This window comes from Bacillus toyonensis BCT-7112, from assembly GCF_000496285.1.
Lineage (GTDB): Bacteria > Bacillota > Bacilli > Bacillales > Bacillaceae_G > Bacillus_A > Bacillus_A toyonensis.
Map to the genome: position 1 here is coordinate 2,084,951 of NC_022781.1, position 25,583 is coordinate 2,110,533.

At 36.6% G+C, this 25,583-nt stretch carries 30 protein-coding genes; 14 read left to right on the forward strand and 16 right to left on the reverse strand.

Translation table 11 applies throughout. The features are described 5' to 3' along the window. Positions 1 to 67: 67 nt before the first annotated feature. Positions 68 to 535: a hypothetical protein gene (locus tag BTOYO_RS10850; RefSeq protein WP_000390112.1), complete on the reverse strand. Its 468-nt coding sequence runs from the start codon at positions 533 to 535 to the stop codon at positions 68 to 70. Between the two features lie 117 nt (positions 536 to 652). On the opposite strand from BTOYO_RS10850, the gene BTOYO_RS10855 reads away from it, so the two are divergent. After that, the gene (locus BTOYO_RS10855) at positions 653 to 1,366 is read left to right on the forward strand and encodes a DNA alkylation repair protein (RefSeq protein WP_000553335.1); all 714 of its coding nucleotides are present in this window, start codon (positions 653 to 655) and stop codon (positions 1,364 to 1,366) included. Positions 1,367 to 1,712: 346 nt separating this feature from the next. After that, positions 1,713 to 3,089, forward strand: a complete 1,377-nt coding sequence (locus tag BTOYO_RS10860) for a glycine--tRNA ligase (RefSeq protein WP_000287143.1) — start codon at positions 1,713 to 1,715, stop codon at positions 3,087 to 3,089. A 39-nt stretch (positions 3,090 to 3,128) separates the two neighbouring features. Here BTOYO_RS10860 and BTOYO_RS10865 read toward each other — a convergent pair whose 3' ends face one another. Further along, positions 3,129 to 3,512 (reverse strand): hotdog fold thioesterase, encoded by a 384-nt coding sequence (locus BTOYO_RS10865; RefSeq protein ID WP_001140604.1) that lies wholly within the window; start codon positions 3,510 to 3,512, stop codon positions 3,129 to 3,131. A gap of 93 nt (positions 3,513 to 3,605) precedes the next feature. Here BTOYO_RS10865 and BTOYO_RS10870 point away from each other — a divergent pair, with 93 nt between their 5' ends. Both BTOYO_RS10870 and BTOYO_RS10875 read left to right on the forward strand, forming a co-directional pair. Continuing rightward, positions 3,606 to 4,349, forward strand: coding sequence for a DUF3298 and DUF4163 domain-containing protein (locus BTOYO_RS10870; RefSeq protein ID WP_000810657.1), 744 nt, complete (start codon positions 3,606 to 3,608; stop codon positions 4,347 to 4,349). Positions 4,350 to 4,399: 50 nt separating this feature from the next. Further along, a complete protein-coding gene (locus BTOYO_RS10875) occupies positions 4,400 to 4,993 on the forward strand; it encodes a biotin transporter BioY (RefSeq protein ID WP_001252145.1) in 594 nt (197 codons plus the stop codon). Between the two features lie 45 nt (positions 4,994 to 5,038). Here the strand turns inward: BTOYO_RS10875 and galU are convergent, their stop codons facing one another. After that, positions 5,039 to 5,926 carry a UTP--glucose-1-phosphate uridylyltransferase GalU gene (galU, locus tag BTOYO_RS10880; RefSeq protein ID WP_000757817.1) on the reverse strand — a complete coding sequence of 296 codons (888 nt, stop codon included), beginning with the start codon at positions 5,924 to 5,926 and terminating at the stop codon, positions 5,039 to 5,041. A gap of 108 nt (positions 5,927 to 6,034) precedes the next feature. Then, a complete protein-coding gene (locus BTOYO_RS10885; protein ID WP_001104199.1) occupies positions 6,035 to 7,759 on the reverse strand; it encodes a phospho-sugar mutase in 1,725 nt (574 codons plus the stop codon). A gap of 143 nt (positions 7,760 to 7,902) precedes the next feature. Here BTOYO_RS10885 and cdaS point away from each other — a divergent pair, with 143 nt between their 5' ends. Further along, a complete protein-coding gene (cdaS, locus tag BTOYO_RS10890; RefSeq protein ID WP_001158744.1) occupies positions 7,903 to 8,508 on the forward strand; it encodes a sporulation-specific diadenylate cyclase CdaS in 606 nt (201 codons plus the stop codon). Between the two features lie 147 nt (positions 8,509 to 8,655). Here the strand turns inward: cdaS and pepA are convergent, their stop codons facing one another. From pepA to BTOYO_RS10915, 5 genes are all read right to left on the reverse strand, one after another. Further along, positions 8,656 to 10,140, reverse strand: a complete 1,485-nt coding sequence (pepA, locus tag BTOYO_RS10895) for a cytosol aminopeptidase (protein ID WP_000487963.1) — start codon at positions 10,138 to 10,140, stop codon at positions 8,656 to 8,658. Between the two features lie 299 nt (positions 10,141 to 10,439). After that, positions 10,440 to 11,066 carry a 3D domain-containing protein gene (locus BTOYO_RS10900; protein ID WP_000920107.1) on the reverse strand — a complete coding sequence of 209 codons (627 nt, stop codon included), beginning with the start codon at positions 11,064 to 11,066 and terminating at the stop codon, positions 10,440 to 10,442. Between the two features lie 86 nt (positions 11,067 to 11,152). Further along, positions 11,153 to 11,470, reverse strand: a complete 318-nt coding sequence (locus BTOYO_RS10905) for a YuiB family protein (RefSeq protein ID WP_000027018.1) — start codon at positions 11,468 to 11,470, stop codon at positions 11,153 to 11,155. Next, on the reverse strand, positions 11,467 to 11,973 hold the full coding sequence (locus tag BTOYO_RS10910) for an NUDIX hydrolase (protein WP_000415305.1): 507 nt from the start codon (positions 11,971 to 11,973) through the stop codon (positions 11,467 to 11,469). The genes BTOYO_RS10905 and BTOYO_RS10910 overlap by 4 nt, the downstream gene beginning before the upstream one ends. 123 nt (positions 11,974 to 12,096) lie before the next feature. Continuing rightward, complete coding sequence (locus BTOYO_RS10915) at positions 12,097 to 13,305, reverse strand: NAD(P)/FAD-dependent oxidoreductase (RefSeq protein ID WP_000856608.1); 1,209 nt, start codon at positions 13,303 to 13,305, stop codon at positions 12,097 to 12,099. A 462-nt stretch (positions 13,306 to 13,767) separates the two neighbouring features. Here BTOYO_RS10915 and BTOYO_RS10920 point away from each other — a divergent pair, with 462 nt between their 5' ends. The 3 genes from BTOYO_RS10920 (at position 13,768) to BTOYO_RS10930 (ending at position 16,954) form a co-directional block, all read left to right on the forward strand. Then, the gene (locus BTOYO_RS10920) at positions 13,768 to 14,757 is read left to right on the forward strand and encodes an NAD(P)/FAD-dependent oxidoreductase (RefSeq protein WP_000829781.1); all 990 of its coding nucleotides are present in this window, start codon (positions 13,768 to 13,770) and stop codon (positions 14,755 to 14,757) included. Between the two features lie 150 nt (positions 14,758 to 14,907). Next, positions 14,908 to 15,387: a GyrI-like domain-containing protein gene (locus tag BTOYO_RS10925; RefSeq protein WP_000606662.1), complete on the forward strand. Its 480-nt coding sequence runs from the start codon at positions 14,908 to 14,910 to the stop codon at positions 15,385 to 15,387. 319 nt (positions 15,388 to 15,706) lie between these two features. Continuing rightward, complete coding sequence (locus tag BTOYO_RS10930; RefSeq protein WP_000391933.1) at positions 15,707 to 16,954, forward strand: MFS transporter; 1,248 nt, start codon at positions 15,707 to 15,709, stop codon at positions 16,952 to 16,954. A 17-nt stretch (positions 16,955 to 16,971) separates the two neighbouring features. Here the strand turns inward: BTOYO_RS10930 and BTOYO_RS10935 are convergent, their stop codons facing one another. Continuing rightward, positions 16,972 to 17,853, reverse strand: coding sequence for a helix-turn-helix domain-containing protein (locus BTOYO_RS10935; RefSeq protein ID WP_000535233.1), 882 nt, complete (start codon positions 17,851 to 17,853; stop codon positions 16,972 to 16,974). 80 nt (positions 17,854 to 17,933) lie between these two features. Here BTOYO_RS10935 and BTOYO_RS10940 point away from each other — a divergent pair, with 80 nt between their 5' ends. Continuing rightward, positions 17,934 to 18,395: a 2-thiouracil desulfurase family protein gene (locus BTOYO_RS10940; protein WP_000635478.1), complete on the forward strand. Its 462-nt coding sequence runs from the start codon at positions 17,934 to 17,936 to the stop codon at positions 18,393 to 18,395. A gap of 28 nt (positions 18,396 to 18,423) precedes the next feature. On the opposite strand, the gene BTOYO_RS10945 is transcribed toward BTOYO_RS10940, so the two are convergent. Both BTOYO_RS10945 and BTOYO_RS10950 read right to left on the reverse strand, forming a co-directional pair. Further along, positions 18,424 to 18,777, reverse strand: a complete 354-nt coding sequence (locus tag BTOYO_RS10945; protein WP_000833123.1) for a YxeA family protein — start codon at positions 18,775 to 18,777, stop codon at positions 18,424 to 18,426. Positions 18,778 to 18,883: 106 nt separating this feature from the next. Beyond that, complete coding sequence (locus tag BTOYO_RS10950; RefSeq protein ID WP_225893378.1) at positions 18,884 to 18,982, reverse strand: methyltransferase; 99 nt, start codon at positions 18,980 to 18,982, stop codon at positions 18,884 to 18,886. 229 nt (positions 18,983 to 19,211) lie between these two features. Between BTOYO_RS10950 and BTOYO_RS10955 the strand changes: the two genes are divergently transcribed. Next, positions 19,212 to 19,775, forward strand: a complete 564-nt coding sequence (locus BTOYO_RS10955) for a GNAT family N-acetyltransferase (RefSeq protein ID WP_001068187.1) — start codon at positions 19,212 to 19,214, stop codon at positions 19,773 to 19,775. A 151-nt stretch (positions 19,776 to 19,926) separates the two neighbouring features. On the opposite strand, the gene BTOYO_RS10960 is transcribed toward BTOYO_RS10955, so the two are convergent. The 3 genes from BTOYO_RS10960 to BTOYO_RS10970 all read right to left on the reverse strand — a co-directional run bounded on the left by BTOYO_RS10960 (position 19,927) and on the right by BTOYO_RS10970 (position 21,667). After that, positions 19,927 to 20,280: a HesB/IscA family protein gene (locus BTOYO_RS10960; RefSeq protein WP_000573824.1), complete on the reverse strand. Its 354-nt coding sequence runs from the start codon at positions 20,278 to 20,280 to the stop codon at positions 19,927 to 19,929. A 41-nt stretch (positions 20,281 to 20,321) separates the two neighbouring features. Further along, on the reverse strand, positions 20,322 to 21,188 hold the full coding sequence (dapF, locus tag BTOYO_RS10965) for a diaminopimelate epimerase (protein WP_000077373.1): 867 nt from the start codon (positions 21,186 to 21,188) through the stop codon (positions 20,322 to 20,324). Between the two features lie 239 nt (positions 21,189 to 21,427). Next, positions 21,428 to 21,667 (reverse strand): YuzB family protein, encoded by a 240-nt coding sequence (locus BTOYO_RS10970; protein WP_000595027.1) that lies wholly within the window; start codon positions 21,665 to 21,667, stop codon positions 21,428 to 21,430. 371 nt (positions 21,668 to 22,038) lie between these two features. Between BTOYO_RS10970 and BTOYO_RS10975 the strand changes: the two genes are divergently transcribed. The 4 genes from BTOYO_RS10975 (at position 22,039) to BTOYO_RS10990 (ending at position 25,039) form a co-directional block, all read left to right on the forward strand. Next, on the forward strand, positions 22,039 to 23,109 hold the full coding sequence (locus BTOYO_RS10975) for an NAD(P)/FAD-dependent oxidoreductase (RefSeq protein ID WP_000682063.1): 1,071 nt from the start codon (positions 22,039 to 22,041) through the stop codon (positions 23,107 to 23,109). Positions 23,110 to 23,360: 251 nt separating this feature from the next. Next, positions 23,361 to 23,534 carry an aspartyl-phosphate phosphatase Spo0E family protein gene (locus tag BTOYO_RS10980; RefSeq protein ID WP_001054617.1) on the forward strand — a complete coding sequence of 58 codons (174 nt, stop codon included), beginning with the start codon at positions 23,361 to 23,363 and terminating at the stop codon, positions 23,532 to 23,534. 64 nt (positions 23,535 to 23,598) lie between these two features. Next, a complete protein-coding gene (locus BTOYO_RS10985) occupies positions 23,599 to 24,258 on the forward strand; it encodes an ABC transporter ATP-binding protein (protein ID WP_000470318.1) in 660 nt (219 codons plus the stop codon). A 31-nt stretch (positions 24,259 to 24,289) separates the two neighbouring features. Beyond that, a complete protein-coding gene (locus tag BTOYO_RS10990) occupies positions 24,290 to 25,039 on the forward strand; it encodes an ABC transporter permease (RefSeq protein WP_225988026.1) in 750 nt (249 codons plus the stop codon). Positions 25,040 to 25,240: 201 nt separating this feature from the next. Here BTOYO_RS10990 and phnA read toward each other — a convergent pair whose 3' ends face one another. Next, positions 25,241 to 25,582 (reverse strand): alkylphosphonate utilization operon protein PhnA, encoded by a 342-nt coding sequence (gene phnA, locus BTOYO_RS10995; protein ID WP_000212733.1) that lies wholly within the window; start codon positions 25,580 to 25,582, stop codon positions 25,241 to 25,243. Position 25,583 lies beyond the last annotated feature (1 nt).

Genomic DNA, 25,583 nt, shown 5'->3' on the forward strand with positions numbered 1-25,583 from the left:
AACGAAATATCAATTAACCAACAAAGAGCTGTTCCAAAATAGCTTCGAAACAGCTCCCCGCATATATCTACTCGTTATATCTTACCGGCTCATTTCGGATAATGAATAAATGAATCGGCAAGAAAACCGAAAATGTGATTACATGAATAATCGTAAATAGTATAGAGTTCGTTCCGTATCTGTCTAAAATAGCGTAGATGAGATAAATGGACAGCACAATCGATACGGCTGTTGCTAGTAAACTTATAATTGGTACGAAGTTAAAGATGAAACATGCGACATATATACCGAATACTTTCCACCCTGCCTCTTCTTTCAAGAAATCTGGTAATTTATCCTTCGCCAAGTCACCCCACGTCTTACTATTCAAAAATGGAATAAACGCAAGAACCCCATCAGTTGCACCATCATTTTTTGCCATCGTATAAAGTGCAAAAGCCGTTAACAAATACGAAATAATTGCCCAAATTATTATAACAAGAATAAACGCAAAACTAAGAGCAAAGAAACCTGCTAGTACGCTCTGATCTTCCATCTTATCCTCTCCCCTCTCTTTTCAACATATTTCATTACATTGCAAGTTATGTTTTAAAATTTAACCAAACTCTTTGTATAATGAGAGAAGAAAGGTAATAAGAGAGGAGAAACACTTATGCATCCATTTGTACAAGCATTACAAGAGCATTTTACAGCTCATCAAAATCCTGAAAAAGCAGAACCAATGGCTCGTTATATGAAAAATCACTTCCCATTTCTAGGTATTCAAACACCGGAAAGACGCCAATTATTAAAAGACGTCATTCAAATACATACTCTCCCAGATAAAAAAGACTTCCAAATTATCGTACGTGAACTTTGGAACTTACCAGAACGTGAATATCAAGCTGCCGCACTTGATATTATGCAAAAATATAAAAAGCATATAAACGAAACTCATATCCCATTTTTAGAAGAACTTATTGTTACGAAATCTTGGTGGGATTCTGTTGATAGCATCGTTCCTACATTTTTAGGTACTATCTTTTTACAACATCCCGAATTAATTTCTGCATATATTCCAAAATGGATTGCATCAGATAACATATGGTTACAACGTGCCGCTATTTTATTCCAACTAAAATATAAACAAAAGATGGATGAAGAACTTCTTTTCTGGATTATTGGACAACTACATTCTTCAAAAGAATTTTTCATTCAAAAAGCGATCGGCTGGGTTCTTCGCGAGTATGCAAAAACAAAGCCTGATATCGTTTGGGAATACGTGCAAAATAACGAGCTTGCCCCGCTCAGTAAACGTGAAGCAATTAAGCATATTAAACAAAATTACGGAATAAATAACGAAAAAATAGGCGAGACTCTATCATAGATAGACGCGTTCCTCTATTGAGATTTAAAAAAGAACGTGTTAGAATATGTTCATTATTATTAATATAAGTAGCGATGACGGACTTATAAGTACTTGCACAAAAAGCGATTCAGGGATAGTGAAAGCCTGAAGACGCAAGGAAACGGCAGTCTCGAGCATTACATGATAAAGTGGATGCACATTTTGTGTATCAACTAGGGTGGAACCGCGGGCAAACGCTCGTCCCTAGGCAAATATGCCTTGGGATGAGCGTTTTTTTATGTTTTTCAAAGCATATACTGCGCATTTCACAAGTACCAGAGCACGTCATCGCCAATACGTTAACTTTCAAAAGGAGGATTTTATTATGTATTCAATGGAACAAGTTGTAAACTTAGCGAAACATCGCGGTTTTGTTTTCCCTGGTTCTGAAATTTACGGTGGTCTTGCAAACACTTGGGATTACGGTCCACTTGGAATCGAATTAAAAAATAACGTTAAAAAAGCTTGGTGGAAAAAATTCATTCAAGAATCTCCACACAACGTTGGTTTAGATGCAGCTATTTTAATGAACCCAAAAACTTGGATCGCTTCTGGTCACGTTGGTAACTTCAACGATCCAATGATCGACTGTAAAAAATGTAAAGCGCGTCATCGTGCTGACAAATTAATTGAAGATGCATTAGATGCAAAAGGCATTGAAATGGTTGTTGACGGTCTTACTTTCGACCAAATGGCTGACTTAATGAAAGAACATGAAGTAAAATGTCCTGATTGTGGTAGTGAAGAGTTCACTGAAATTCGTCAGTTCAACTTAATGTTCAAAACATTCCAAGGTGTTACAGAGTCTAGCACAAACGAAATCTTCCTTCGTCCTGAAACAGCACAAGGTATTTTCGTAAACTTCAAAAACGTACAACGCTCTATGCGTAAAAAACTTCCATTTGGTATTGGCCAAATTGGTAAGAGTTTCCGTAACGAAATCACGCCTGGTAACTTCACATTCCGTACACGTGAATTCGAACAAATGGAACTTGAATTCTTCTGTAAGCCTGGTGAAGATTTAGAGTGGTTCGCATTCTGGCGTGAAACTTGTAAAAACTGGTTACTTTCACTTGGTATGCATGAAGAGAGCATGCGTCTTCGTGACCACGGTGAGGAAGAGCTATCTCACTACAGTAACGCAACAACTGACATTGAATTCAAATTCCCATTCGGTTGGGGCGAACTATGGGGCGTTGCATCTCGTACAGACTTCGATTTAAAACGTCACATGGAACACTCTAACGAAGACTTTAACTATATCGATCCACAAACGAACGAGCGTTACGTACCATACTGCATCGAGCCATCTTTAGGCGCAGACCGTGTAACATTAGCGTTCTTATGTGATGCATATGAAGAAGAGCAATTAGAAAACGATTCTCGTACAGTTCTTCGTTTCCACCCTGCTTTAGCACCATACAAAGCAGCAATCTTACCATTATCTAAAAAGCTATCTGAAGGTGCTACTGAAGTATTCGCAGAACTAGCTAAAGACTTCATGGTAGACTTTGATGAAACTGGTTCTATCGGTAAACGTTACCGTCGTCAAGACGAAATCGGTACACCATTCTGTATCACATACGACTTCGACTCTGTTGAAGACAAAGCTGTTACAGTACGTGACCGTGACACAATGGAACAAGTTCGTATGCCAATTAGCGAACTAAAAGGTTTCTTAGAAAAGAAAATCCAGTTCTAATTATAAAAAAAGAGGCTGCTCATGAGAGCTGCCTCTTTTTTATTTTTCACGTTTTTCTTTAATTGCTACTGTACATCTTGAAATACATATTAAATCATCATTTTCATCAATGATACGAATATCCCAAACCATCGTTGAATGTCCTCTATGTATCGGTGTCCCGATTGCTGTTACGATTCCATCTTTCTTTGAGCGAATATGATTTGCATTAATTTCTAGACCGAAACAAATACATTTCTCTTGATCAATTAAATTATATGATCCAACACTTGCTACTGTTTCCGCTAACGCTATAGAAGCACCACCATGTAAAAATCCAAACGGCTGATGCGTACGCTCGTCAACAGGCATCGTAGCAACTACTTTATCTTCTGTCATTTCTAACAACTCAATTCCAAGTGAGTCCATTAAAGTTTTTGCCATATCGTTTTCGCCTTCTCTCTTTAATTAAATGTATAATTTTACCTATTTATTTTCAAACTACCTATAACACTTATATAAGGAGGTTTCACCACAATGAAACAGAAACTTTGTATACTATTGCTCATGTTCTCCTTGCTGACTATTGTACCAAATTGTGCAATGGCAGCCAAAGCATCTAACCTGACAATCGATGTTCAGACTATAACGCAAAAAGGTAAGAAACCTTATATAGAATATCAAATTAGTAGGCCTTCCTTTCACAATTTTTCCGATTCTAAATTTCAAAATAAGCTCAATTTCTATTACAAAAAATCTACTGACAAATTTAAAAACAAATTAGAAAAAGAAGCAAAAAAATATTATAAAGAAACAGAAGGGTCTAGTACACCCTTCCATCCGTACGTGGCGAATGTTGATTATAAAATCTCCTTAAATAAACCACCTTTTCTCAGCCTATATGTGAATTACTATCAATATACGGGCGGGGCACACGGCCTTTATACGTGGAAAGCAAACACATTTGATTTAAATGAAAAAAAATTACTACGCTTAGACGATTTATTTCAACAAGAAGATAAATATAAAGAAGTAATCCGTGCAGAAATTGTAAGGCAAATTAAACAAAATGAAAGTATTTATTTTCCTGATGCAACGGAAAAAGTAATGAGTGCTAAAAAGTTTCACTTCTTTTTAGAACCAAACAATCTCGTTATTTATTTCCCTTTATATGAGATCGCTCCTTATTCAAGCGGCATTCCACAATTTCGTATTCCGTATACGTTGCTAAGAGACTATTTGAAGCCTTCTTATCAAAATAATTTGATTGACAACAAGTAAATATTTTCGCTACGATAATGTTAACCTAAAAACAACAGGAGGTTAACATTATGAGAAGATTTCATGTTTTAGATTTAGCATTAGCTGCCATGTTTGTTGCTCTTATGGCCATTGGTGCAAATATTGTATCTTGGGCGCCATTCCTGCAAATAGCGGGCGTTCCATTATCTATGCAACCATTTTTCGCAATTTTAGCAGGCCTTCTTCTTGGAAGTAGACTTGGTGCATTATCAATGACTGTGTATATGCTAGTTGGCGTAGCCGGCGCACCAATCTTCGCTAACTTCAAAGCTGGATTCGGAGCACTTTTAGATCCTACTGGTGGTTTTATTATCGCATTTATTATCGTTGCTTACGTATCAGGAAAAATAGTAGAACAAAAAGAAAGACCAACATTCAGTACATTTGCTATCGCTTCTTTCACAGGAATCATTTTAACTTATATTATCGGTACTACTTACATGTACGGGGCGGTCAATCTCTTCATGGGCGGTAATATGAGTTATAAAGCTGCCTGGATGATTATGATGTGGTTTGCAGTAAAAGATATTGCATTTACAATTATCGGTGCTATTATCGCACCTCGCATATACTATGCTGTACGCCGTTCTGCTTATCAACGTTCTCATTCGACGATTTCTTAATAAAAAAGAGTTATTTCAGTACACTGAAATAACTCTTTTTTTATATTAAGACTCTTGTTTCGTTTGTTCTTCTAAAATCCTCTTCATCATTGTAACCATGTCACCACGTAATTCTGGGTGTTGCAGGGCCATTTCAATTGTCGTTTGAACGAATCCTAACTTTTCACCAACATCGTAGCGTTTTCCTTCGAAGTCGTAAGCAAATACTCGTTGAATTTCATTTAAGTTTTGAATTGCATCTGTTAACTGAATTTCACCGCCAGCACCGACATTTTGCTGTTCTAAGAACATGAAAATTTCAGGCGTTAAGACGTAACGTCCCATAATTGCTAAGTTTGATGGTGCTGTACCTGCTGCTGGTTTCTCAACGAAATTACGAACTTGGTAACGACGTCCTTCCTGCTCTAATGGGTCGATAATTCCATAGCGATGTGTTTCATCTTCTGGAACCGTTTGTACACCAATAACAGAAGAAAGTGTTTTATCATATTCGTCCATTAACTGACGTAAACATGGTTTTTCAGCTTGAACGATATCATCACCTAATAAAACAGCAAATGGCTCATCACCGATGAATTTACGTGCACACCAAACTGCGTGTCCTAATCCTCTTGGTTCTTTTTGACGGATATAATGAATGTCTACCATTTTTGAAGAAGCCTGTACTTTTTCAAGTAACTCATACTTTTTCTTTTCTAATAAATTTTGCTCTAATTCAAATGCATTATCAAAATGATCTTCAATAGATCGCTTTGTTTTACCAGTAACGATAATAATATCTTCGATTCCTGATTGTATTGCTTCTTCGACAATATATTGAATAGTTGGTTTATCTACTATCGGTAACATTTCTTTTGGCATTGCTTTTGTAGCTGGTAAAAAACGTGTTCCTAATCCAGCTGCTGGGATTATCGCTTTTCTTACTTTTTTCATAACAAAATACCCTCTCTTCTGTCAGGATCAATAACGATTATTTCCTTACATAGAACAAAAGGGAAGTTTTGCTTCCCTTTTGTTCTGACTACCTAAAATTAATTTATATTATAAACGATTCATAATATCTTCTTTAATAGTAAGTAACTTTTGTTCACTATTTTGTAAAGAATTATCTTTTACACCAAAGTAAAACTTGATTTTCGGCTCTGTTCCAGATGGACGTAAGCAGAACCAAGAACCATCTTCTAATTGATATTTTAACACATTTGATTTCGGTAAGTGAATCTCTTCTTTATGTCCATCTTGTAAAGATGTAACGATGCTTGCTTTATAGTCTTCAACCGCTACGACTGTTAAGCCCGCTACTTCTTTCGGAGGATTTTCACGGAATGTCGCCATCATCTCTTGAATTTGTTCCGCTCCATCTTTCCCTTTTAACGTTAATGACACAAGATCTTCACGGAAGAAACCGTACTTCTCAAATACTTCTAATAAACCATCATATAACGTTTTACCTTGTGATTTGTAGTATGCAGCTACTTCACATGCAAATAAAACAGACTGTACCGCATCTTTATCACGGCAGAATGGACGGATTAAATAACCATAGCTTTCCTCATAACCGAATTGGAATTCATATTGTCCGCTTTCTTCATACTGTTTAATTTTCTCACCAATAAATTTAAATCCAGTTAACGTATCAACTGTATCTAAACCGTATGCTTTTGCAATTGTACGACCAATTTCAGACGTTACGATTGTTTTTAATACAACACCGTTCTCTGGAAGCGTTCCGTTTTCTTTCTTTTGAGATAGTAAGTAATCAAGCATTAATGCACCTGTTTGGTTACCAGTTAATACTTGGAACTCACCATCATGATTACGAACTGCTACACCTAGACGGTCTGCATCAGGGTCTGTTGCGATTAGCACATCTGCACCAATTTTTTCACCGTCACGAATTGCATATTCAAACGCTGCATGCTCTTCTGGGTTCGGTGATTTTACTGTAGAGAAGTTTGGATCTGGTAACTCTTGCTCTTTTACAACCGTTACATCTGTAAATCCAACTTCCTCTAAACCACGGCGTACAGAAAGATTTGATGTTCCGTGTAATGGTGTAAAGACGATTTTTAAGTCTTTCCCTACCTTTTGTACCATTTCTTTATTAATAATGACATCGTTCAATTCTGCAGCATATGCATCATCTACTTCTTGTCCAATAATATGTAATAAACCGTCAGCTTTTAATTGCTCTACATCAGCTACTTCAACTGTTAATTCATCTTCTACTGCATTTACGTAACTAATTAACTCATCAGCTTCTTTTGGAGGCAACTGTCCACCATCGTCACCATATACTTTATAACCATTATATTCAGGCGGATTATGGCTTGCCGTAAGAACGATTCCACTTACTGTATGTAAATGACGAACTGCGAAAGAAAGCACCGGCGTTGGGCGTAAGCTTTCAAATACATATGTTTTAATACCATGTGCACCAAGTGTTGCAGCTACTTCCATTGCAAATTCAGGTGATTTATGACGAGAATCATATGCTACAACAACACCACGTTCCTTTGCTTCTTCACCTAATTTTTCAATAAATTTCGCTAATCCTTGTGTCGCTTTACGAACTGTATATACATTTAATCGGTTCGTACCAGCACCAAGTTCACCACGCATACCACCTGTACCGAACTCTAAATTTTTATAAAAGCTATCCTCAATTTTCTTCTCATCTTGCTTCATGTTTTCTAGCTGTTCTTTTAATTCTACGTCTAATTCTGCATATGAAAGCCAGCGACTAAATTCTTGTTTCCAATTCATATCTCTATCTCCTCCCGCTTGTCATACCTTTATTATATGAAAAAAACAACCTGTATCTCAATATTTTATAAAATATAGCAGGATTTTACTAGGAATATTTGTATACACTATGGTTAAATACTCCACCAAAGGGAATGAGGATTATGCAAGAATGGGGCTTGTCCGAAGAGCTCAAAATACAAACAAAGCAAATGATTGAAAGCGCTGAAAAAGAATTATCTATTATGAGGCAAGCGATTGATAAAGAAGATGAATGTATTTTATGTAAAATGGAAGAGATTCATCATATGTTGGCAAATGTACAAACATTGGCAGCTACATACTATATTCAGGCGTATTTATCACCTTATACAGAAAGCTCACATTTTATCACAACTGCTGTCCAACATTTAAGTGCCCGCAAACACGGTGCTCTTATCGTTGTGGAACGAAACGAGACGCTTGAATCTTGTATTCAAACTGGCACAACATTAAACGCTCATTTAACTGCACCGTTACTCGAATCAATTTTTTATCCAGGTAATCCTCTTCATGACGGAGCCGTTCTCGTTAAAAATAATCATATTGTTTCAGCAGCTAATATTCTTCCGTTAACGAAAAGTATGGAAGTTGATCCTGAACTAGGAACACGTCACAGAGCTGCAATTGGCTTATCAGAAAAAAGTGACGCACTTATTTTAGTTGTCTCTGAAGAAACAGGACGTACTTCCTTTGCTTTAAGCGGGACGTTATATACGATTTCTTTATAAGACGAGCCTTTCACTATGCCACACGTTTTTAAACAGCATAATAGTAAATGAAGTTGTATCGACTTACCGACAAAAACTGATCACACTCGTACCATATCAATAAGAAAAGACTGCCTCAAATGTTTGAGACAGTCTTTTCTTCAAAAATTATTCTTCCCCGAAACGCTCAACAAGTGTTGCAAGTGTACGTACCATTGCACCTGTTGCCCCGGCCGGCCCTAAATCATTTGCTCCTGATGTTTCAGATGTTCCAGCGATATCTAAGTGTACCCACGGTGTATCTTCAGCAAATTCACCTAGGAATGTACCTGCCATAACCGCATGCCCTTCACGGCCTGGTGAGTTATTTAAATCAGCAAACTTACTGTTTCGAACGCGTTCTTTATCACGATCAAAAATCGGTAATTGCCAAATTGATTCATCCGTTTCCATAGAAGCTTCTAGTACTTGCTCAAACAACTCTTCATTGTTTGTCATTGCGCCTGTCGTATGATTTCCAAGTGCAACAATTACACCGCCTGTTAATGTCGCAACATCAATAAGGTAGTTTGCACCTAGTTTTTTCGCATACGTAATACCGTCCGCTAACGCAAGGCGACCTTCTGCATCTGTATTTAATACTTCAATTGTTTTTCCGCTCATAGATGTAATTACATCGTCTGGCTTAAATGCTGTACCACTTACAACGTTATCAGTTGATGGAATAACAGCGATCACATTTTGCTCTGGGCGAAGTTCACCGATAATTTCCATCGCACCTAATACAGCAGCAGCACCGCCCATATCACCTTTCATACCGACCATGCCTTCACGTGGTTTTAAAGAATAACCACCTGTATCGTATGTGATTCCTTTTCCAACAAATCCAATGACATCTGTCCACTCTTCTTTTCCTTTATAAATAAGAGCAATCATTTTTGGCGGCTCTGTACTACCTTGGTTTACTGCAAGTAACGCACCCATACCAAGATCTTCCATCTCTTCTTTCTCAAGAACTTTATAATCCATATCATACTTTTCCGCTAACTCAACAGCATACTCAGCAAGCTTCGTCGCTGTTAATACGTTTGGCGGCATATTTACAAGTGTACGAGCCGAATTTGTTGCGCGTCCATGCACGTAGCCAACTGTTAATGCAGCTTCAATTTCCTGTGCATCTTCCGCTGTAATAGCCGTGAACTTCTCTAACTCTACACGATCCTTTTTATCTGATTTATACGTTTGTAATTCATATGTACCAAGACCTTGTACTTCTGCCGCTATATGAGCTACATCAATCACATCTAATTTCTCTGTTACGAAAGAATCAAGTAAGATTGCTGCATCTTGTACTTTTGCTGCCTGTAACGTTTTAAACGCCTTACCAAGAGCCGCACGTAACGTTTCTGTCGTATAAGATTCTTTCTTTCCTAAACCGACGAAGTAATAGCGTTTTACATTTGTTTTTCCTAAACTATGTACTTTTGAAATAGCTTTCTTCTTAGTAGAAAGTTCTTTCTCTTCTAATAAAACTTGTAATTGCCCTTCAAACGCTTTGTCCAGTTCTTGTACAAAACTACTCGTTTTCTCTTCTTCAAATAAGGCAACAATTACCGCTTCATGACCTGCTAATTCTTTTTGTACTTGAAACATGTTCAGACCCCCTAAATTTCTCTACTCTGCCTTTATTATAACTTTATTTTCGATAAAATGCGACAATTCTAACTTCTGTTACATCCTATATAAAGTGAACCTTTAATCAGTGGTGTTTTTCTTCATCCCCCACTGATCATTAGCCTTCACCAATCGGGCTTTTATGGGCAGCCCGCCCCCCGCCTAATTTCTTTGCTTTCGCTGAATTTTGAGGTGGGGGTTTTACTGCCCACAAATAGCGGGGTGATCCATCTTTCTTCTATTATCAAATAAAAAAGTCTAGCGTAATTACCACTAGACTATCTTTGTTTTAAATATTGGCCACGAAACACTTGCATCGTTTCGTCTTCATTTAACATCGTTAACTCTTCTTCTGTAAACTTACCATTTCCTACCTTAACTACATATACATTTACTTTTTTCTTACCCCATTGGCTATAAACATCTTTCACCGTATCATAATATAAATCGAGACGGTTTCCTTTTATAGCACCGCCCTTATCAGCGACAACCCCATATCCGTAATCTGGCACGAATAAAATCGTTCCAATCGGGAATACACGTAAATCCGCAGCGATTGTAGAATATAAATCCCTTTTCGCTTTAACACCTGAATATGTAATACCATACTCTGGATGTCCTGGACTCTTACCAGTTGACTCCACTCCTGACGTATAACCAGTTGCAGTCATTTCAATTGAACGATATTTAGACCAGTCGTTTGCCTGCTCTAAAGCATTTATCACTTCTTTACTCGGAGCAACATTTCTCTTAACTTCTGCTGCATGTACTTCTTTTGCACTCGTTCCCTCATATTTCTTTACAATCTCTAATAAAGAAACTCCTGTGAAAGCCTTCCATGTTACGCATAATGCGGATACAAGTAAACAAGTCATCATAATGCGAATACAATATCGTTTTAACATTTTTATATTCCACACTCCTTCATCGTTAATCATTCCCTATACGATGAAGGAATATGCAAAAAAATAATCTCCAAATTGATTGGAGATTAAAACATTTGATATCCACTCTTTCGAAGTTTCTTAATTACGATTCCTGCCAAAGCAGCACCTACTAATCCAGTAGATAAAATAAACATATCGGCTTGTCCTAAATGCGATACACTTGTCCCAAATGAAGAAAATGTTTCTTTCGGCTTTGAAAAATAATCCCACACACTCGCTTTATTAATAATAAGCATACAAACAATCGGATACACAATAACCATTACCCATGTAGCTCGCAAAATCATGTTGAGTAAAAATCCAATTCCAAAAAACAAAATAAAGAATAACATCATTGAAATAAGTAGTACCGGTATACTCACTCTTTCTCCCTCTCCTTCGCATGCGCCGTAAATACGTGATAGGCTGTATAACCAAATTGCTCTCCTGGATTTAATGTTTTGTCCATTTCAAGATGTAGTTCTGATCTTCTTTCTAGCAAATATTTAATAAGTACAGACGTATTGGGATCGTCAGCAATCGTCTCTGGATGTAAAAATGCTACTTCAGACAATTCCTTCTCCTGTACAATAATATTTTCCCCTTCAGGCTCCAAAAGGAAAATAATCATATTATCACTAATTTCATTACGAATAACGCCCGACCGAATACCTATAATCCCCTTCACATGAGCGACAATACCTGTCTCTTCTAATACTTCACGTTTCACAGCTTCATCAACCGTCTCACCTTCATTTACAAAACCAGCTGGCAAAGACCATTTCCCCTTTAATCCACTGTATTTTTTCTTAACAAATAGCCACCTGCCATCTTTTGTAGCTACTAAACCACTAACAGCTAACCAAACTTTCCCTCGTTTCTCCATGATGTAATAACCTCCTCCACCGGAACGGACAGAATATTCTTTCTTTTTTATATATTATACTATATTTTTAATATGAAAAAAGCAGAAACAGCTCTTAGCCGTTTCTGCTTTTTCTATTATATATTAAAAGAACTTTAATTTACCTTTTTTAAGAACTAATAAAGGTCCACCTAATAAGAATAGGTAACGGTTATCAATTACTTTCTTCATGAAGGAAGCTTTCCAACCTGTTAACTTTTTACCCATAACAACGCCCATTGCATCGTCATGACCTAAAGAACATACAGATCCTTTATTGTCGAATGCGAATTTTTTCATTTCGCCCTTACCACGAACTAACACAGTTAAGTTATGTGCAATGTTGTAACCTTGTTGTATTGCAATTTGTGCTGTTGGTGGGTATGGACGGTTAATTTCTTCGTTAATGATTAACGCTGCATCACCAACCATGAATACATCTTCGTATCCTGGAGCGTGCATGTACTCATCGACTTTTACACGTCCGCGCATTGCTTCAAAGCCAGACTCTTCCACAATACCGTTACCACGAACACCTGCAGCCCAAACTACTGTTTCAGACTTAATTAATTCAGTGTCATCGCCATTCGCAACGATAATACCTTCTTCAGTTGCTTCTTTAATTGCTGTACCGATGCGGAATTCTACACCTTTTTTCTCAAGTTGTTTTACAGCGTATTCTACTAACGCTGGATCGAAACCTGGAAGTGCTGTTGGAGCAGCTTCTACACAGATGATACGTGCTTTTTCACGTGGTACATTGTACTCTTTGCAAAGTTCAGGAACACGGTTTGCAAGCTCACCTACGTACTCGATACCAGTAAATCCAGCACCACCAACAACGATTGTTACTAACTCATCGCGTTGTTCAGTTGCATATTTAGCGAAACTAGCTTCCATATGCTCACGAATTTCACGAGTTGCATTAATGTTAGCGATTGAGAATGCATGCTCTTTTAATCCTGTAATTCCGAATGTTTCTGATTCGAAACCAAGACCAATTACTAAGTAGTCATACTCTAACTCGCCGTCTTTTAAGATAATGCGTTTTTCAGCAGCTTTAATTTCTACTACTGTATCTTGTACAAAGTTCACTTTATTTGTATCGATAACGTCTTGAATATCTAGACAGATTTTTTCATCTTGTAATGTACCAGCTGCACTCTCATGTAACCAAGTCGCTTGGTAGTGATAGCTGTTGTTGTTTACTAACGTAATTTCAGCTTCATTTACAGATAATGCTTTTTGCAGACGAACAGTCGTAATCATCCCGCCATAACCTGCACCTAAAACTACGATTTTTGGAGTCTTCACCAAATCACAACCCTTTTCTTTATATAATAGTAATGAAAAATAATACCAAGTACTAAAAACTCTATTTGTCAAGAATGTGGAATTTATCACATTCTATATCGTAACAAAACGCAGTCAAAAAATCGTACGAATTTTGTCATAGAAATTTAACATAATACTTCCCTATATTAGTCGGTTTTATTCCATAATTCAAGCACCTAGCGAATTATCAATATTTTAAAATAACATAGCGTTTACAAGGGTTTTTCAGCCTTTTTTTCATGTATTTTCCTTTCTGTATATTTTATACAATGTAAAAAACATCTATGCGGAAACTTACTTATAATTCAGTCGTTTTCAGAAGTATTATGAACTGAAATATGCTATCATTTATTTGAAAGTATCATCATTTGCAGGATTTTCATGTACATATGAACAATATATGAAATCAATATCAAAATTCCATCTATAGGGGGAATGAAAGTGGCAGAAAATCAAAAAGTTTACGACATAACAATTATTGGTGGTGGTCCAACTGGACTTTTCACAGCATTTTATGGCGGTATGAGACAAGCAAGTGTAAAAATCATTGAAAGCTTACCTCAACTTGGAGGACAATTATCCGCACTCTACCCTGAAAAATACATTTATGATGTAGCTGGATTCCCAAAAGTGCGTGCACAAGAGTTAGTTGATAACTTAAAAGAGCAAATGAAGAAATTTGATCCAACAGTTTGCTTAGAAGAAGCTGTTGATACGCTTGAGAAACAAGCTGACGGTATATTTAAACTTGTTACGAATAAACAAACTCACTATTCTAAATCAGTCATTATTACTGCTGGTAATGGTGCTTTCCAGCCACGCCGCTTAGAATTAGAGGGGACCGCAAAATACGAAAAGAAAAACTTACATTATTTCGTTGATGATATGAATAAATTTGCTGGCAAGCGTGTTGTTGTATTTGGCGGCGGCGACTCAGCCGTAGACTGGACGATGATGTTAGAACCGATTGCTGACAAAGTTACAATCGTTCATCGCCGTGATAAATTCCGTGCACATGAGCATAGCGTCGAAAGCTTAATGAATTCTCGTGCAGAAGTAAGCACACCGTACGTTCCAGTTGAACTTATTGGTGATGATAAAATTGAACAAGTCGTTCTTCAACACGTAAAAACAGAAGAAAAACTTATCATCGATGTTGATGACGTAATTGTAAACTACGGCTTCGTTTCTTCTCTTGGCCCAATTAAAAACTGGGGCTTAGATATACAAAAAAATAGCATTCTTGTGAATTCAAAAATGGAAACAAATATTCCTGGCATTTACGCTGCTGGTGACATTTGTACATATGAAGGAAAAGTAAAACTTATCGCTTGTGGATTTGGTGAAGCACCGACAGCAGTAAACAATGCAAAAGCTTACTTCGATCCAAACGCAAAACTTCAACCAATGCATAGCTCCAGTATGTTTTAATATAGAACTACGAAGAACCCTTTTCACATATGAAAGGGTTTCTTTTATATCTCCTCAAAAAAGTAACACTTTCTAAAAAGCTCTACTTTTCCCCAAAAACATGTTACAATAGAACAGAACAAACGTTCTTATTTAAAAGGAGGAATTTTCATGATTAACGAACCCATTATCGTAAAAAAAGAAGCTTTCCAAGCAATCGGTGTTTCTCTTACAACGACAAATGAAAAAGAGGCGTCTACTGAAGGAAAAATCCCAGGGCTTTGGAACAAATACTTCCAAGAACAAATGATGCATCACATCCCAAATCAACAAACAAAGGAAACGTTCGCTTTCTATTCAAACTACGAATCAGATGAAACTGGTACATATAAATTTACAATCGCTATGCCCGTTTCTTCATTAAAAGACGTTCCTGAAAATATGACAACTTTAACAATACCTGCCGCTACATATGCGGTATTTACATCGAGAAAAGGCCCAGTTTCTGAAGTCGTGTGCGAAGCTTGGGAATACATTTGGCAATGGTCGAAAGAAAACAAACGTGCTTTTACAACAGATTTCGAACTGTATGATGAAAAAGCGGTAGACCCAAATAATGTGCAAGTAGATATTTATATCGCATTAGCTTAAAGAAGATACTCTTTGGTATCTTCTTTTTTTGTCGTTAAATAGCTACTGGGCAAATTCATTATTATTGTCTACAATGAGAAAGTGCAGTATAGAAATATTAGAAACTGTATAAAGTGAAACTATACTCAGTGGGGGTTTTGTTCATCCCCCACTGAGTATTAGCCTTCACCAATCGGACGTTTACGGGCAGTTGGTCTCCCACCTAACTTCTTTGCTCGAACCGAATTTTGAGGTGGGATTTTTACTGCCCGTTAACGCAGGATAAAACGATTGTTAATAGGTTTTTTAGTTTAAATTTGTCACATAGAAAGGAAGCAATATGGAGGAACTACAACAAAATAAAACTGCTTTAGAAGGAAGCGGAAAACCGTTATTAAAAAATACGAATTTCCTTTTTCTTTGGGCAGCTACTCTTTTTTCAAGCTTTGCTTTAGCCTTTTTTACTTTTTCACAAACGTGGTACATAGCAAAAACATTAAACCTTGAGGCTTCACTCGGTGTTGTTTTCGTAGCTCTTAGTGTTCCAAGGCTTATTTTTATGATTATCGGCGGCGCTGTAGCTGATAAATTCCCGAAAAAAAATATTATGTTTTACTCCAATATTATTCGAGCGATTCTTGTCGCAACCATTCTCACATGGTTCATCGTCGGTGATGTAACACTATATACATTTGCTTTATTCGCTTTATTCTTTGGACTTGCTGATGCTTTTTTCTGGTCCGCAGATGGATCTATTCTGCCCGAACTTGTAGAAAAAAGCCGCTTAACGCAGGCAAATTCACTTACACAAATGACGAATCAAGCGTCGGTCATCTTGGGCCCTGTACTTGGTGGAATTCTCATCAAATTTACGAACTATGAAACAATCTTTTCGATTACGATTTTACTACTGATCGTTGCGGCCATACTCGTCCAAAAAATACAATTTACGATGTCAGAGCAAAAAGATACCGACAAAGGCATGTTTACTTCTATTAAAGAAGGAATCTTATATGTAAAGGAATCACCATTCCTTTCAACTTTCCTTATTTGTAGCGCCTTTCTAAACTTATTTTTAATCGGTCCGATGCAAGTCGGTTTCCCGCTCTTCGTTAAAAATGTCCTGCACGGTGATTCACTTCAGTTCAGTTACTTAGAAGCTGCTGTTGGTGGTGGAATGGCGATAGGCGCTGTCATTGTTGGTTTAAAGAATATTAATCGTAGACGCGGCCTATTTTGCATTATCATGATGCTACTGTCTGGTATATTCTTCTTATCCATTAACTTTAGTACGGTACTTTGGCAGGCATTATTAGCTGGCATGTTTTACGGTATTACAATCGCAATGGCGATCGTTCCACTTATGGCAATGATTCAAGCAACTGTAAAAGAAGAGATGATGGGGCGTGTAATGAGTTTACTTATGCTATCATCAATGGGCTTTATCCCACTCTCTTATGCATTCACATCCATTGCACTTGCAATAGGAATTCCAATCGTAACCGTTATGAAAAGCGGTGCAATCGCCGTTATCGTCTTCGTACTATTTGTAGCGATTCGTGTTCCAGTTGTAAGGAAATTCGATTAACAAGCAAGAGTCATGTATTATAAGCATGGCTCTTTTTTAAACGGATCAAATAGATGTAGTCCCTTTCTCCTCCTTAATACTGCTCCCCACTCTAATCCAACCTCAAAAAATAAATCTCGCACTGTACTGTAAAAAAGTGCCCCAATATCTTTACGAATTTCCCCATATTTATGTGCCCTCACAACACTTTTCACGCGCCAAATGAAATTTCCGTTCACTTCTTCATCAGCTAATATTTGCTCTAATAAAACACCTTGCTCTAGTAAGCCACTCTTTTTATACGCAAGTTCCACCTTACTCCAAAATATATTAATCTTCTTCGGATTACTTGTCATCGGCACCAGTGCGTATATAAAAGACTTCGGTATATCGTGACGGCAATACGTTTCATCAAGCTCATACGTTATTTTTCTTTTCTCTTTTATTTGTGGAATGTTTTTAAAAAGAATTGTTTCCCCCTCATATTTTTGCTCATTTTTACTACAGCCAGCTGCATAATCCTCACTTTCACATGCGGACATTTTCATACGGTCATCCATGCGGTCAATTGCAGATATAAGAAAAATATATAAGTTCGCACTATACCCGCCGCGCTTATGTCTTTCTTTTGTCGCAACACGCTTTATAATTCCTAGTTCCTCTAACTTTGCAATGGAGCGGCGTACTGTACGAATACTCTTTCCAACATTCGTCGCAATCGTCTCCATTAACGGACAAGCAACTCCTACTGTTTTCTGTTTCTCATTCACCGCATACTTTCCTAAAAAATGAATAATGGTAGCATCCGTTTTATTTAATTGAAATCGATAATATTTCAAAACTTGTTTTTGATATATATTAAACTCCTCTTTACTTTGAAATTCACTATATGGTTTCATTAAATTATATAAGCTTCCCATTCTTATCACCTCATTTATAAGTAAGAAGCAGGAAGAGAAATTGGCGTGATAGTTAATATTTCTTTATTGGAGATGAAAATATGATTGTAATTAGCGCTTGTTTAGGTGGTATCGCTTGTCGTTATGATGGGAATGACAATCTCGTTTCAAAAATAGAGGAACTTTTGCACAAAGAAGATACAGTCCTCATTTGTCCTGAAGTATTAGGAGGACTACCGACGCCTCGTCCTTCCGCTGAAATTATTGGTGGGAATGGCGATGACGTTTTGGACGGAAAAGCGAAAGTGATGACAAAAGATGGAGAAGATGTCACAGAAGCTTTCGTAAATGGTGCTTATAAAGCATTAGAACAACTTAAAGACTTACACCCAGAATATATTATTTTAAAAGAACGTAGTCCATCTTGTGGTAGTTCTACAATTTACACTGGAGAATTTAACGGGAATAAACAAACCGGTTACGGGGTAACAACTGCTTTATTCAAAAGACATGGATTTACAGTCATTTCAGAAGAGGATTTTGAGAATATAAAAAGGAATTGACCCTGTTCGTCAATTCCTTTTTTCTTTCTTATTTTGCACCTAATTTTTCTTTAACTTTCGCTGGAAGCTCGTCTTTTTTCACTTCTTCCCAAGCTGTTACACCTTTTTTATCTGAATTGTATACGCGTAAGAATGCTTCTTTGCGAAGATTTTTTGGAGCTGTGAATTCCAATTCTTTTTCTTCTCCACCTTTATCGAATCCTTTTAATTTATACTCGAAATATTTATGTGGCTCTCCGTTATCAAACTTCTCATTTTTTTCAATTCCATCAGCTGTAACTTGAACATAATACTCATCTTTTCCTAAACGATTAATATCACAACCAACTAACAGACTTGCAAATACAACTAAAATACTAAAAAGTGCAATGTATCTTTTCATTTCCTTCACCTCAAATGTTTTTTCTTATATTCTTATCTTAAAGCTCAGGCTTTAAAGAAGAAATTCAAAAACATGACATGAACATTACACTTTTGTAAGATAATAATTATTTCTTCACTTTAGAAATAGTCATTCCAACACCAATTGGAACGAGGACAGATTCTACCTTCGAATCAGTTGCTACTACTTCATCAAACTTCTTCATACACATCAGCCAACTTCTATTATGCAAAAGACAAAAATCGTAAGAAAATAGATAAAAAATAATAATTCCTTACTCAACCAACTAGCGATTTCGTTTTCAATATGTGAAAAGGGATTTGTAAACGATGAATTGAATATATATTTATTATTTTCTAACTTTTGGCTGAAAGTTTTTTTATTACATAAATTTCATTATTTCCTAATTTAAAGTTTTCGAGGGGAGAAATAATATGAATCCTATTTTATTAGATGTTCCGTTACAAATAGAAACAGACAAACTCATTCTTCGAGCACCACTGCAAGCAGGTGAAGGGAATGTAGTACATAAAGCTATTAAAGATTCAATTCATGAATTAAAGCAATGGTTGTCTTTATTCCAGTCCATTCCTACTGTTGAAGAAACGGAAATTCTCCTTAGAAATGCACATATAAATTTTTTGAAAAGAGAAAGCTTTCGCTATCTTATCTATCATAAGGAGACGAATAATTTTATCGGAACTGCTAGCCTTCACGCGATTGATTGGAAGGTTTCTAAATGTGAAATTGGATACTGGATTAACACCCAATTTAGTGGCAATGGATATATGACAGAAACAGTAAGTGCGTTAATAAACCTTGGATTTCAGTTATTCAAATTTAGAAGGATTGAAATACGATGTGAACGTAATAACACAAAAAGTCGTGCGATTCCTGAAAAACTAGGCTTTGAGCTTGAAGGGATATTACGTAATGAAGATGTTTCAGCTGACGGCAAACAACTAACTGATACCTGCATCTATGCAAAGATAAATTAGATTAAGACTTTAAAACTCGTTGCACAACATATCTTGAGGCTGATTTCTAAATTTAGAAGGTGGCTTTTTGATTTTTCACGACAAAAGAAAAGACCTCCTTAACGATTGTATTCCATCGCTAAAAAGGTCTTTCTCTATTTCTGCCAAAAACTTAGCACTCTTCTGGCTTACCAGCATTCGTCGCTGTACGGAAAGATGATCCACATCCGCATGATGCGATTGCGTTTGGATTATCAATTGTGAATCCGCCGCCAAGCATCGATTGTTTATAATCAACTTTTACTCCTTTAACAATTGGAGCACTTTCTTTATCGATAACAAATTCAACACCGAAAAATTCAAGAACTGTGTCGTCTTCTTTTGGTTCTACTTCAAATCCTAAGCCGTAAGAAAGACCACTACATCCGCCGCCATGTACAGCAAGGCGCACGTACTTCTCTCCATCTTCAGCATCTTTTAACATATCTTTAATTTGAAAAGCTGCTTGTTCTGTTACTTCAATCATGAAATACACCATCCTTTCTGTTCTCATTCTATTATACATCTTTACGCTTCTATCTTGTACTCATACACTCCGCGGCAAATTACTTCCGCAGGTCCTTTCATTAACACATTTCCTTCTTCTGTCCATGCAATCATTAAATCGCCGCCAGCTAAATGAACTGTAATCTCTTTACCACGTTCCAGCTTTCCATTTAAAATAGCAGCTACAACTGCAGCACATGCTCCTGTCCCGCAAGCTTGTGTTACACCAGATCCACGTTCCCAAACACGGAAGTTCATCTCGTCATCATTCAAAATTTCGATAAATTCAACATTTGCTCGCTCTGGGAACATTTCATGTGTCTCAAGGACTGGTCCAAGTGTTGTAAGTGGCGCTTTTTCTACATCATCAACAAAAATAACCGCATGCGGATTCCCCATTGAAACAGCTGTAAATGCATAACGATGATTATTGTATAAGAAGTTTTCACGAATAAACGGTGTTTCACCTTCACCAAGCATCGGGATTTCTGCACGTGTTAAACGTGGTGCTCCCATATCGATTTTTACTAATGTAACTACACCATCTTCTACCGTTACTTCAGCCGTTACAATTCCAGCTAACGTTTCAATTGCGAAAACTGTTTCTTCTACTAGTTTATGCTCATACGCATATTTCGCTACGCAGCGTAAACCGTTGCCGCAGTTCTTCCCTTCTGAACCATCGTTATTAAACATGCGCATTTTCACCGGAGCTACGTCAGAAGGACAAATTAAAATCATTCCATCTGCCCCAATACCAGTATTAATATTTGAAACTTTTTCCGCCACAAGAGCTAAATCTTCTTCAAGAATTTGTTCCTCAAACATATTTACATATATATAACTATTGCCAAGACCATGCATTTTTGTAAAAGAAAATTGGCTCATTTGTATTCACTCCAAAAATAATTTTTTATTTTAAGTATAGAATGCATGCTTTTAGAACACAATATGAATGTCCCCCGTTTCTCATATTTGACAACATTTGGCGATGAGCCATTCTTGCACAAATTGTGTAGGAAAAAAGCCCTTCTAAAAGGGCCTTTTTTTATTTATATTCCGTATTATCCTACCCTGCGAAATAATATTTTACCTAATGGAAAAAGGTGCTGCCCATTCGCAACACCTTAAAACATTGGATTTTCATCCAGATACTCATATACATTATTAACAAGCTCTTCTACTGTCGATCCTTGTACTACTTCACCATTCACAAGGGCAAATGGGCCTTCAAAACAAATACCACAATATCCTAAGCATCCATACTCCATTACATCTAAATTCGGATCTTTTTCTAATTTCTCTAAAGCTGCTTGTGAACCACTCGCGAGGTTACCTACACAAAATTCAATTAACGGTTTAATCAAAATTATCCCCCCTGTACTACAAAACAAATTACCTTCTGACTTCATCTATAAGAAGAAAACTAAGCTGTTTCTTGTTGTTTTCATTACACTTACTAAACTATTCAATTCCTTCACTGTTTCACTTCAAAGCAAATATTCTTTTCTATATAAATATATTCACAACACTGCTTTTCGGCCTTCATAATGAAATAGTAACTAGAAAAGGAAAACAGTTTACTTTACTTTTCTTCTTATTGTACAACAGAGTATTCATTCATGCATTGTTATTTGTTCACAAATTCGATATAATTTGATTGAGTAAAGTCGAAATATTTTATTAATATAAAATTTTAGGATTAGGGGACATTTCAACAGAAAAGGGGTAATCCATCATGAAACACCTCGTAATACTAGGTGGTGGCTACGGTGGAATGAGAATTCTGCAACGGCTACTTCCAAGCAACCAACTTCCAGATGATGTACAGGTGACATTAATCGACAAAGTACCATACCATTGTTTCAAAACTGAATATTATGCATTAGTAGCGGGTACAATTTCAGAAACGCATATTCGCATACCTTTTCCTGAGCACCCACGCCTCAATATTCAATACGGCACAATAACAAATATTGATCTCGAAGAAAAAGCTGTTCATCTTGATGGCGGTGAAGCAATCCAATATGATGATTTAATTATCGGACTTGGCTGTGAAGATAAATATCATAACGTTCCTGGGGCAAAGGAATATACACACAGTCTACAATCAATTGAACAAACACGTAAGACATATGAACAATTAAATGGCCTAGAACCGAATGCTACAGTTGCTGTCGTTGGTGCTGGCTTAAGTGGCGTTGAAGTAGCAAGTGAACTTCGTGAGAGCCGTTCTGATTTAAAAATCTATTTATTTGATAGAAAAGATAGAATTTTATTCCCATATCCAGAGAAATTAAGTAGATATGTAGAAGAATGGTTTATAAAACATAACGTTACCATTATACGAAACTCTAACATTACCAAAGTCGAACCAAATATTGTGTACAACCACGATGAACCTCTTGCATGTGATGCAATCGTCTGGACAGCTGGTATTCAAGCAAATGAAGTTGTTCGAAACCTTCCGGTTGAACAAGATGGTAGCGGACGGGTTGTTTTAACAAAATATCACAATATTCCAAATGACGAGCACGTTTACGTTGTAGGAGATTGTGCAGCACTTCCACACGCACCATCTGCTCAACTTGCTGAAGGTCAAGGAGAACAAATTGTCCAAATATTATTAAAACGTTGGAATAATGAACCACTTCCTGATGAACTACCTGTTATTAAATTAAAAGGTGTTCTCGGTTCCCTCGGCAAAAAACACGGATTTGGTTTACTAGCAAACCAACCATTAATGGGACGTGTACCGAGATTATTAAAATCCGGTCTTCTTTGGATGTATAAATATCATAACGGTTAATACTTTACGAGCTGTCTACTATGTAGGCAGCCTCTTTTCATCAGTTGAAAAAATTTTTTTCATAAACAGAAATTATCAGAAATATTTTTCTCAATATTTATTCACAAAATTTTCTATTTTTATATTAAAAACTATTGATGAAAAGTGTATGCTATTTGTAAGTTGTTTTTATTATTTCCTTTAAGACCGAATTCATTCGGTCTTATTTTTTATGTGATAAATACTTTTATAGGAGGCATTACATTTCACTTATGAACTTGACGAAACTACACGATCGAATAGAAGCGAAGAAGAAAGAATTGATCTATCTCGTTGAAATGTACGGATTCACTCATGATAAAGTAATTTCTTTCAGTCAAGAATTAGATTGTTTACTTAACTTATTAATAAAACTCAAGACGAAGAAAAAACGTTGCTCTTTATAACCTTATTTTTCTATTTCTCTCTCTTTTTTGATACGATATAACTAGAATCAGAAAGGAGCAATTTATGTTTATATTAAAAAACGTTACATATAAAGATATACTACACATTCCTTATTTACAGATTCAAAAAGAGACAATCACTTGTATTATCGGTGAAAGTGGGAGCGGAAAGAGTACATTACTTCGCATGTTAAATGATTTACAATCTCCAACATCCGGTACAATCGAATATAACGGAAAACCAATTTCTGATTATCCCCCTATTCAATTACGCCGTGACGTAGTTATGCTCGGACAAACTCCACCTATTTTTGACGGAACAGTTAAAGACAATCTATTAATGGGACTTCGTCTTTCTGAAAAACCATCTCCAAGTGATGATACTTTGCAGAATGCATTAACGACTGTTAGCTTAAATAAGAATTTAGAAGACAACGCCGCTTCATTATCAGGCGGGGAAAAACAACGGCTTGCTTTTGCTCGCATCATACTTATGGATCCGCCTGTCTATTTATTAGATGAACCAACTTCGGCATTAGATAGTGATACAGAACGCCGCGTTATGAAGCAATTCACTATACTCGCAAGAGAAAAGAAAAAAACCGTTATCTTCATCACGCACTCGCAACAACTTCCAGAAGAAATTGCAGACGATATTATTGAAATTAGTAAAACAAACGGTGCAACTAGAAAGGGAGTGCTCTCAGTTGAAGGGCGTTATTGAACTCCAAATTTAGCAACTTGCTGCTGCCTATATTTTCATTCTTATTTTAATCGGACTTGTAAGATTAAAAGGGATACCTCGCGAGAAACAAATTGCGATCGCAACATTCCGTATGACCATTCAGCTCGTACTTGTTGCATATGTCCTTACATACATATTTGAAAACAGTAATCCATTTTATACAATTGCTCTCATTACTTCTATTACTACATTTGCTATTTTTAATATTTATAAACGAGTTAATATTCCGATGTCCAAAGAATTAAAACGTGTAGCCGCTCTTTCCATGGTTGCGGGATCAATCGGACCATTACTACTATTTATCTTTGTTATTATCGGGCATAATCCGTGGTATGCACCGCAATATATCGTTCCTATTGCCGGCATGTTAATCGGTAATGCTATGACCGGTATTTGCCTCGGGGCAAACACCTTTTTAAACAATATGAAATCTCAAAGAGATCATATTGAAGGTGCCCTTATGCTCGGCGCAACACCGAAAGAAGCAACTGCTCCCCTCATAAGAGACGCTTTTGATTCTGCTATTTTACCAACAATCAATTCCATGGTCGGTATGGGAATTATAAGCTTACCCGGTATGATGACCGGTCAAATATTATCCGGTGTATCACCGTTTACAGCAATTCAATATCAAATTGCTATCATACTCGGTATTTCAGGGAGTACTGCTTTCGCTGTCATTATCTTCTTACAGCTTGGATATAAAACATTCTTTAATAAGCGCTGTCAGTTGAAAGAAATTGACTATGATGCGAGGTGAATCGTGCGTAGTTCACGGCGAATGAAATTATATTAACGATTTTTTCAATATATCTATCATAACTTACAATATATCAACGATTTTTCAAATATATCTATCATAACTCACAATATATCAACGATTTTGTACGAAATATCGATTTACCGACAAAAAGTGACATAATAAAAAGAGGAGGCGAATAGCCTCCTCTTTTTATTTGTCTTACGCCTTCTTAACGAACTGTGATTTTAACTTCATAGCTCCGAAACCGTCGATTTTACAATCAATATCATGATCTCCATCAACTAGACGAATACTCTTTACTTTCGTACCAATCTTCACAACTGAAGAAGTACCCTTTACTTTTAAATCTTTAATTACAGTAACAGCATCACCATCTTGAAGAACGTTTCCGTTTGCATCTTTTACAACTTTTGCACCATCATTATTTTCAGCTTCTGCTTCTTTGCCCCACTCATGAGCACATTCTGGACATACGAAAAGAACGCCATCCTCATACGTATATTCTGAATTACATTTTGGACAATTTGGTAAAGTAGCCATA

Bases quoted from the DNA above. Each gene is read 5' to 3' on its own strand.
- BTOYO_RS10850 (WP_000390112.1), bottom strand. From the start codon at position 535: ATGGAAGATCAGAGCGTACTAGCAGGTTTCTTTGCTCTTAGTTTTGCG.
- BTOYO_RS10855 (WP_000553335.1), top strand. From the start codon at position 653: ATGCATCCATTTGTACAAGCATTACAAGAGCATTTTACAGCTCATCAA.
- BTOYO_RS10860 (WP_000287143.1), top strand. From the start codon at position 1,713: ATGTATTCAATGGAACAAGTTGTAAACTTAGCGAAACATCGCGGTTTT.
- BTOYO_RS10865 (WP_001140604.1), bottom strand. From the start codon at position 3,512: ATGGCAAAAACTTTAATGGACTCACTTGGAATTGAGTTGTTAGAAATG.
- BTOYO_RS10870 (WP_000810657.1), top strand. From the start codon at position 3,606: ATGAAACAGAAACTTTGTATACTATTGCTCATGTTCTCCTTGCTGACT.
- BTOYO_RS10875 (WP_001252145.1), top strand. From the start codon at position 4,400: ATGAGAAGATTTCATGTTTTAGATTTAGCATTAGCTGCCATGTTTGTT.
- galU (WP_000757817.1), bottom strand. From the start codon at position 5,926: ATGAAAAAAGTAAGAAAAGCGATAATCCCAGCAGCTGGATTAGGAACA.
- BTOYO_RS10885 (WP_001104199.1), bottom strand. From the start codon at position 7,759: ATGAATTGGAAACAAGAATTTAGTCGCTGGCTTTCATATGCAGAATTA.
- cdaS (WP_001158744.1), top strand. From the start codon at position 7,903: ATGCAAGAATGGGGCTTGTCCGAAGAGCTCAAAATACAAACAAAGCAA.
- pepA (WP_000487963.1), bottom strand. From the start codon at position 10,140: ATGTTTCAAGTACAAAAAGAATTAGCAGGTCATGAAGCGGTAATTGTT.
- BTOYO_RS10900 (WP_000920107.1), bottom strand. From the start codon at position 11,066: ATGTTAAAACGATATTGTATTCGCATTATGATGACTTGTTTACTTGTA.
- BTOYO_RS10910 (WP_000415305.1), bottom strand. From the start codon at position 11,973: ATGGAGAAACGAGGGAAAGTTTGGTTAGCTGTTAGTGGTTTAGTAGCT.
- BTOYO_RS10925 (WP_000606662.1), top strand. From the start codon at position 14,908: ATGATTAACGAACCCATTATCGTAAAAAAAGAAGCTTTCCAAGCAATC.
- BTOYO_RS10930 (WP_000391933.1), top strand. From the start codon at position 15,707: ATGGAGGAACTACAACAAAATAAAACTGCTTTAGAAGGAAGCGGAAAA.
- BTOYO_RS10935 (WP_000535233.1), bottom strand. From the start codon at position 17,853: ATGGGAAGCTTATATAATTTAATGAAACCATATAGTGAATTTCAAAGT.
- BTOYO_RS10940 (WP_000635478.1), top strand. From the start codon at position 17,934: ATGATTGTAATTAGCGCTTGTTTAGGTGGTATCGCTTGTCGTTATGAT.
- BTOYO_RS10945 (WP_000833123.1), bottom strand. From the start codon at position 18,777: ATGAAAAGATACATTGCACTTTTTAGTATTTTAGTTGTATTTGCAAGT.
- BTOYO_RS10950 (WP_225893378.1), bottom strand. From the start codon at position 18,982: ATGAAGAAGTTTGATGAAGTAGTAGCAACTGATTCGAAGGTAGAATCT.
- BTOYO_RS10955 (WP_001068187.1), top strand. From the start codon at position 19,212: ATGAATCCTATTTTATTAGATGTTCCGTTACAAATAGAAACAGACAAA.
- BTOYO_RS10960 (WP_000573824.1), bottom strand. From the start codon at position 20,280: ATGATTGAAGTAACAGAACAAGCAGCTTTTCAAATTAAAGATATGTTA.
- dapF (WP_000077373.1), bottom strand. From the start codon at position 21,188: ATGAGCCAATTTTCTTTTACAAAAATGCATGGTCTTGGCAATAGTTAT.
- BTOYO_RS10975 (WP_000682063.1), top strand. From the start codon at position 22,039: ATGAAACACCTCGTAATACTAGGTGGTGGCTACGGTGGAATGAGAATT.
- BTOYO_RS10980 (WP_001054617.1), top strand. From the start codon at position 23,361: ATGAACTTGACGAAACTACACGATCGAATAGAAGCGAAGAAGAAAGAA.
- BTOYO_RS10985 (WP_000470318.1), top strand. From the start codon at position 23,599: ATGTTTATATTAAAAAACGTTACATATAAAGATATACTACACATTCCT.
- phnA (WP_000212733.1), bottom strand. From the start codon at position 25,582: ATGGCTACTTTACCAAATTGTCCAAAATGTAATTCAGAATATACGTAT.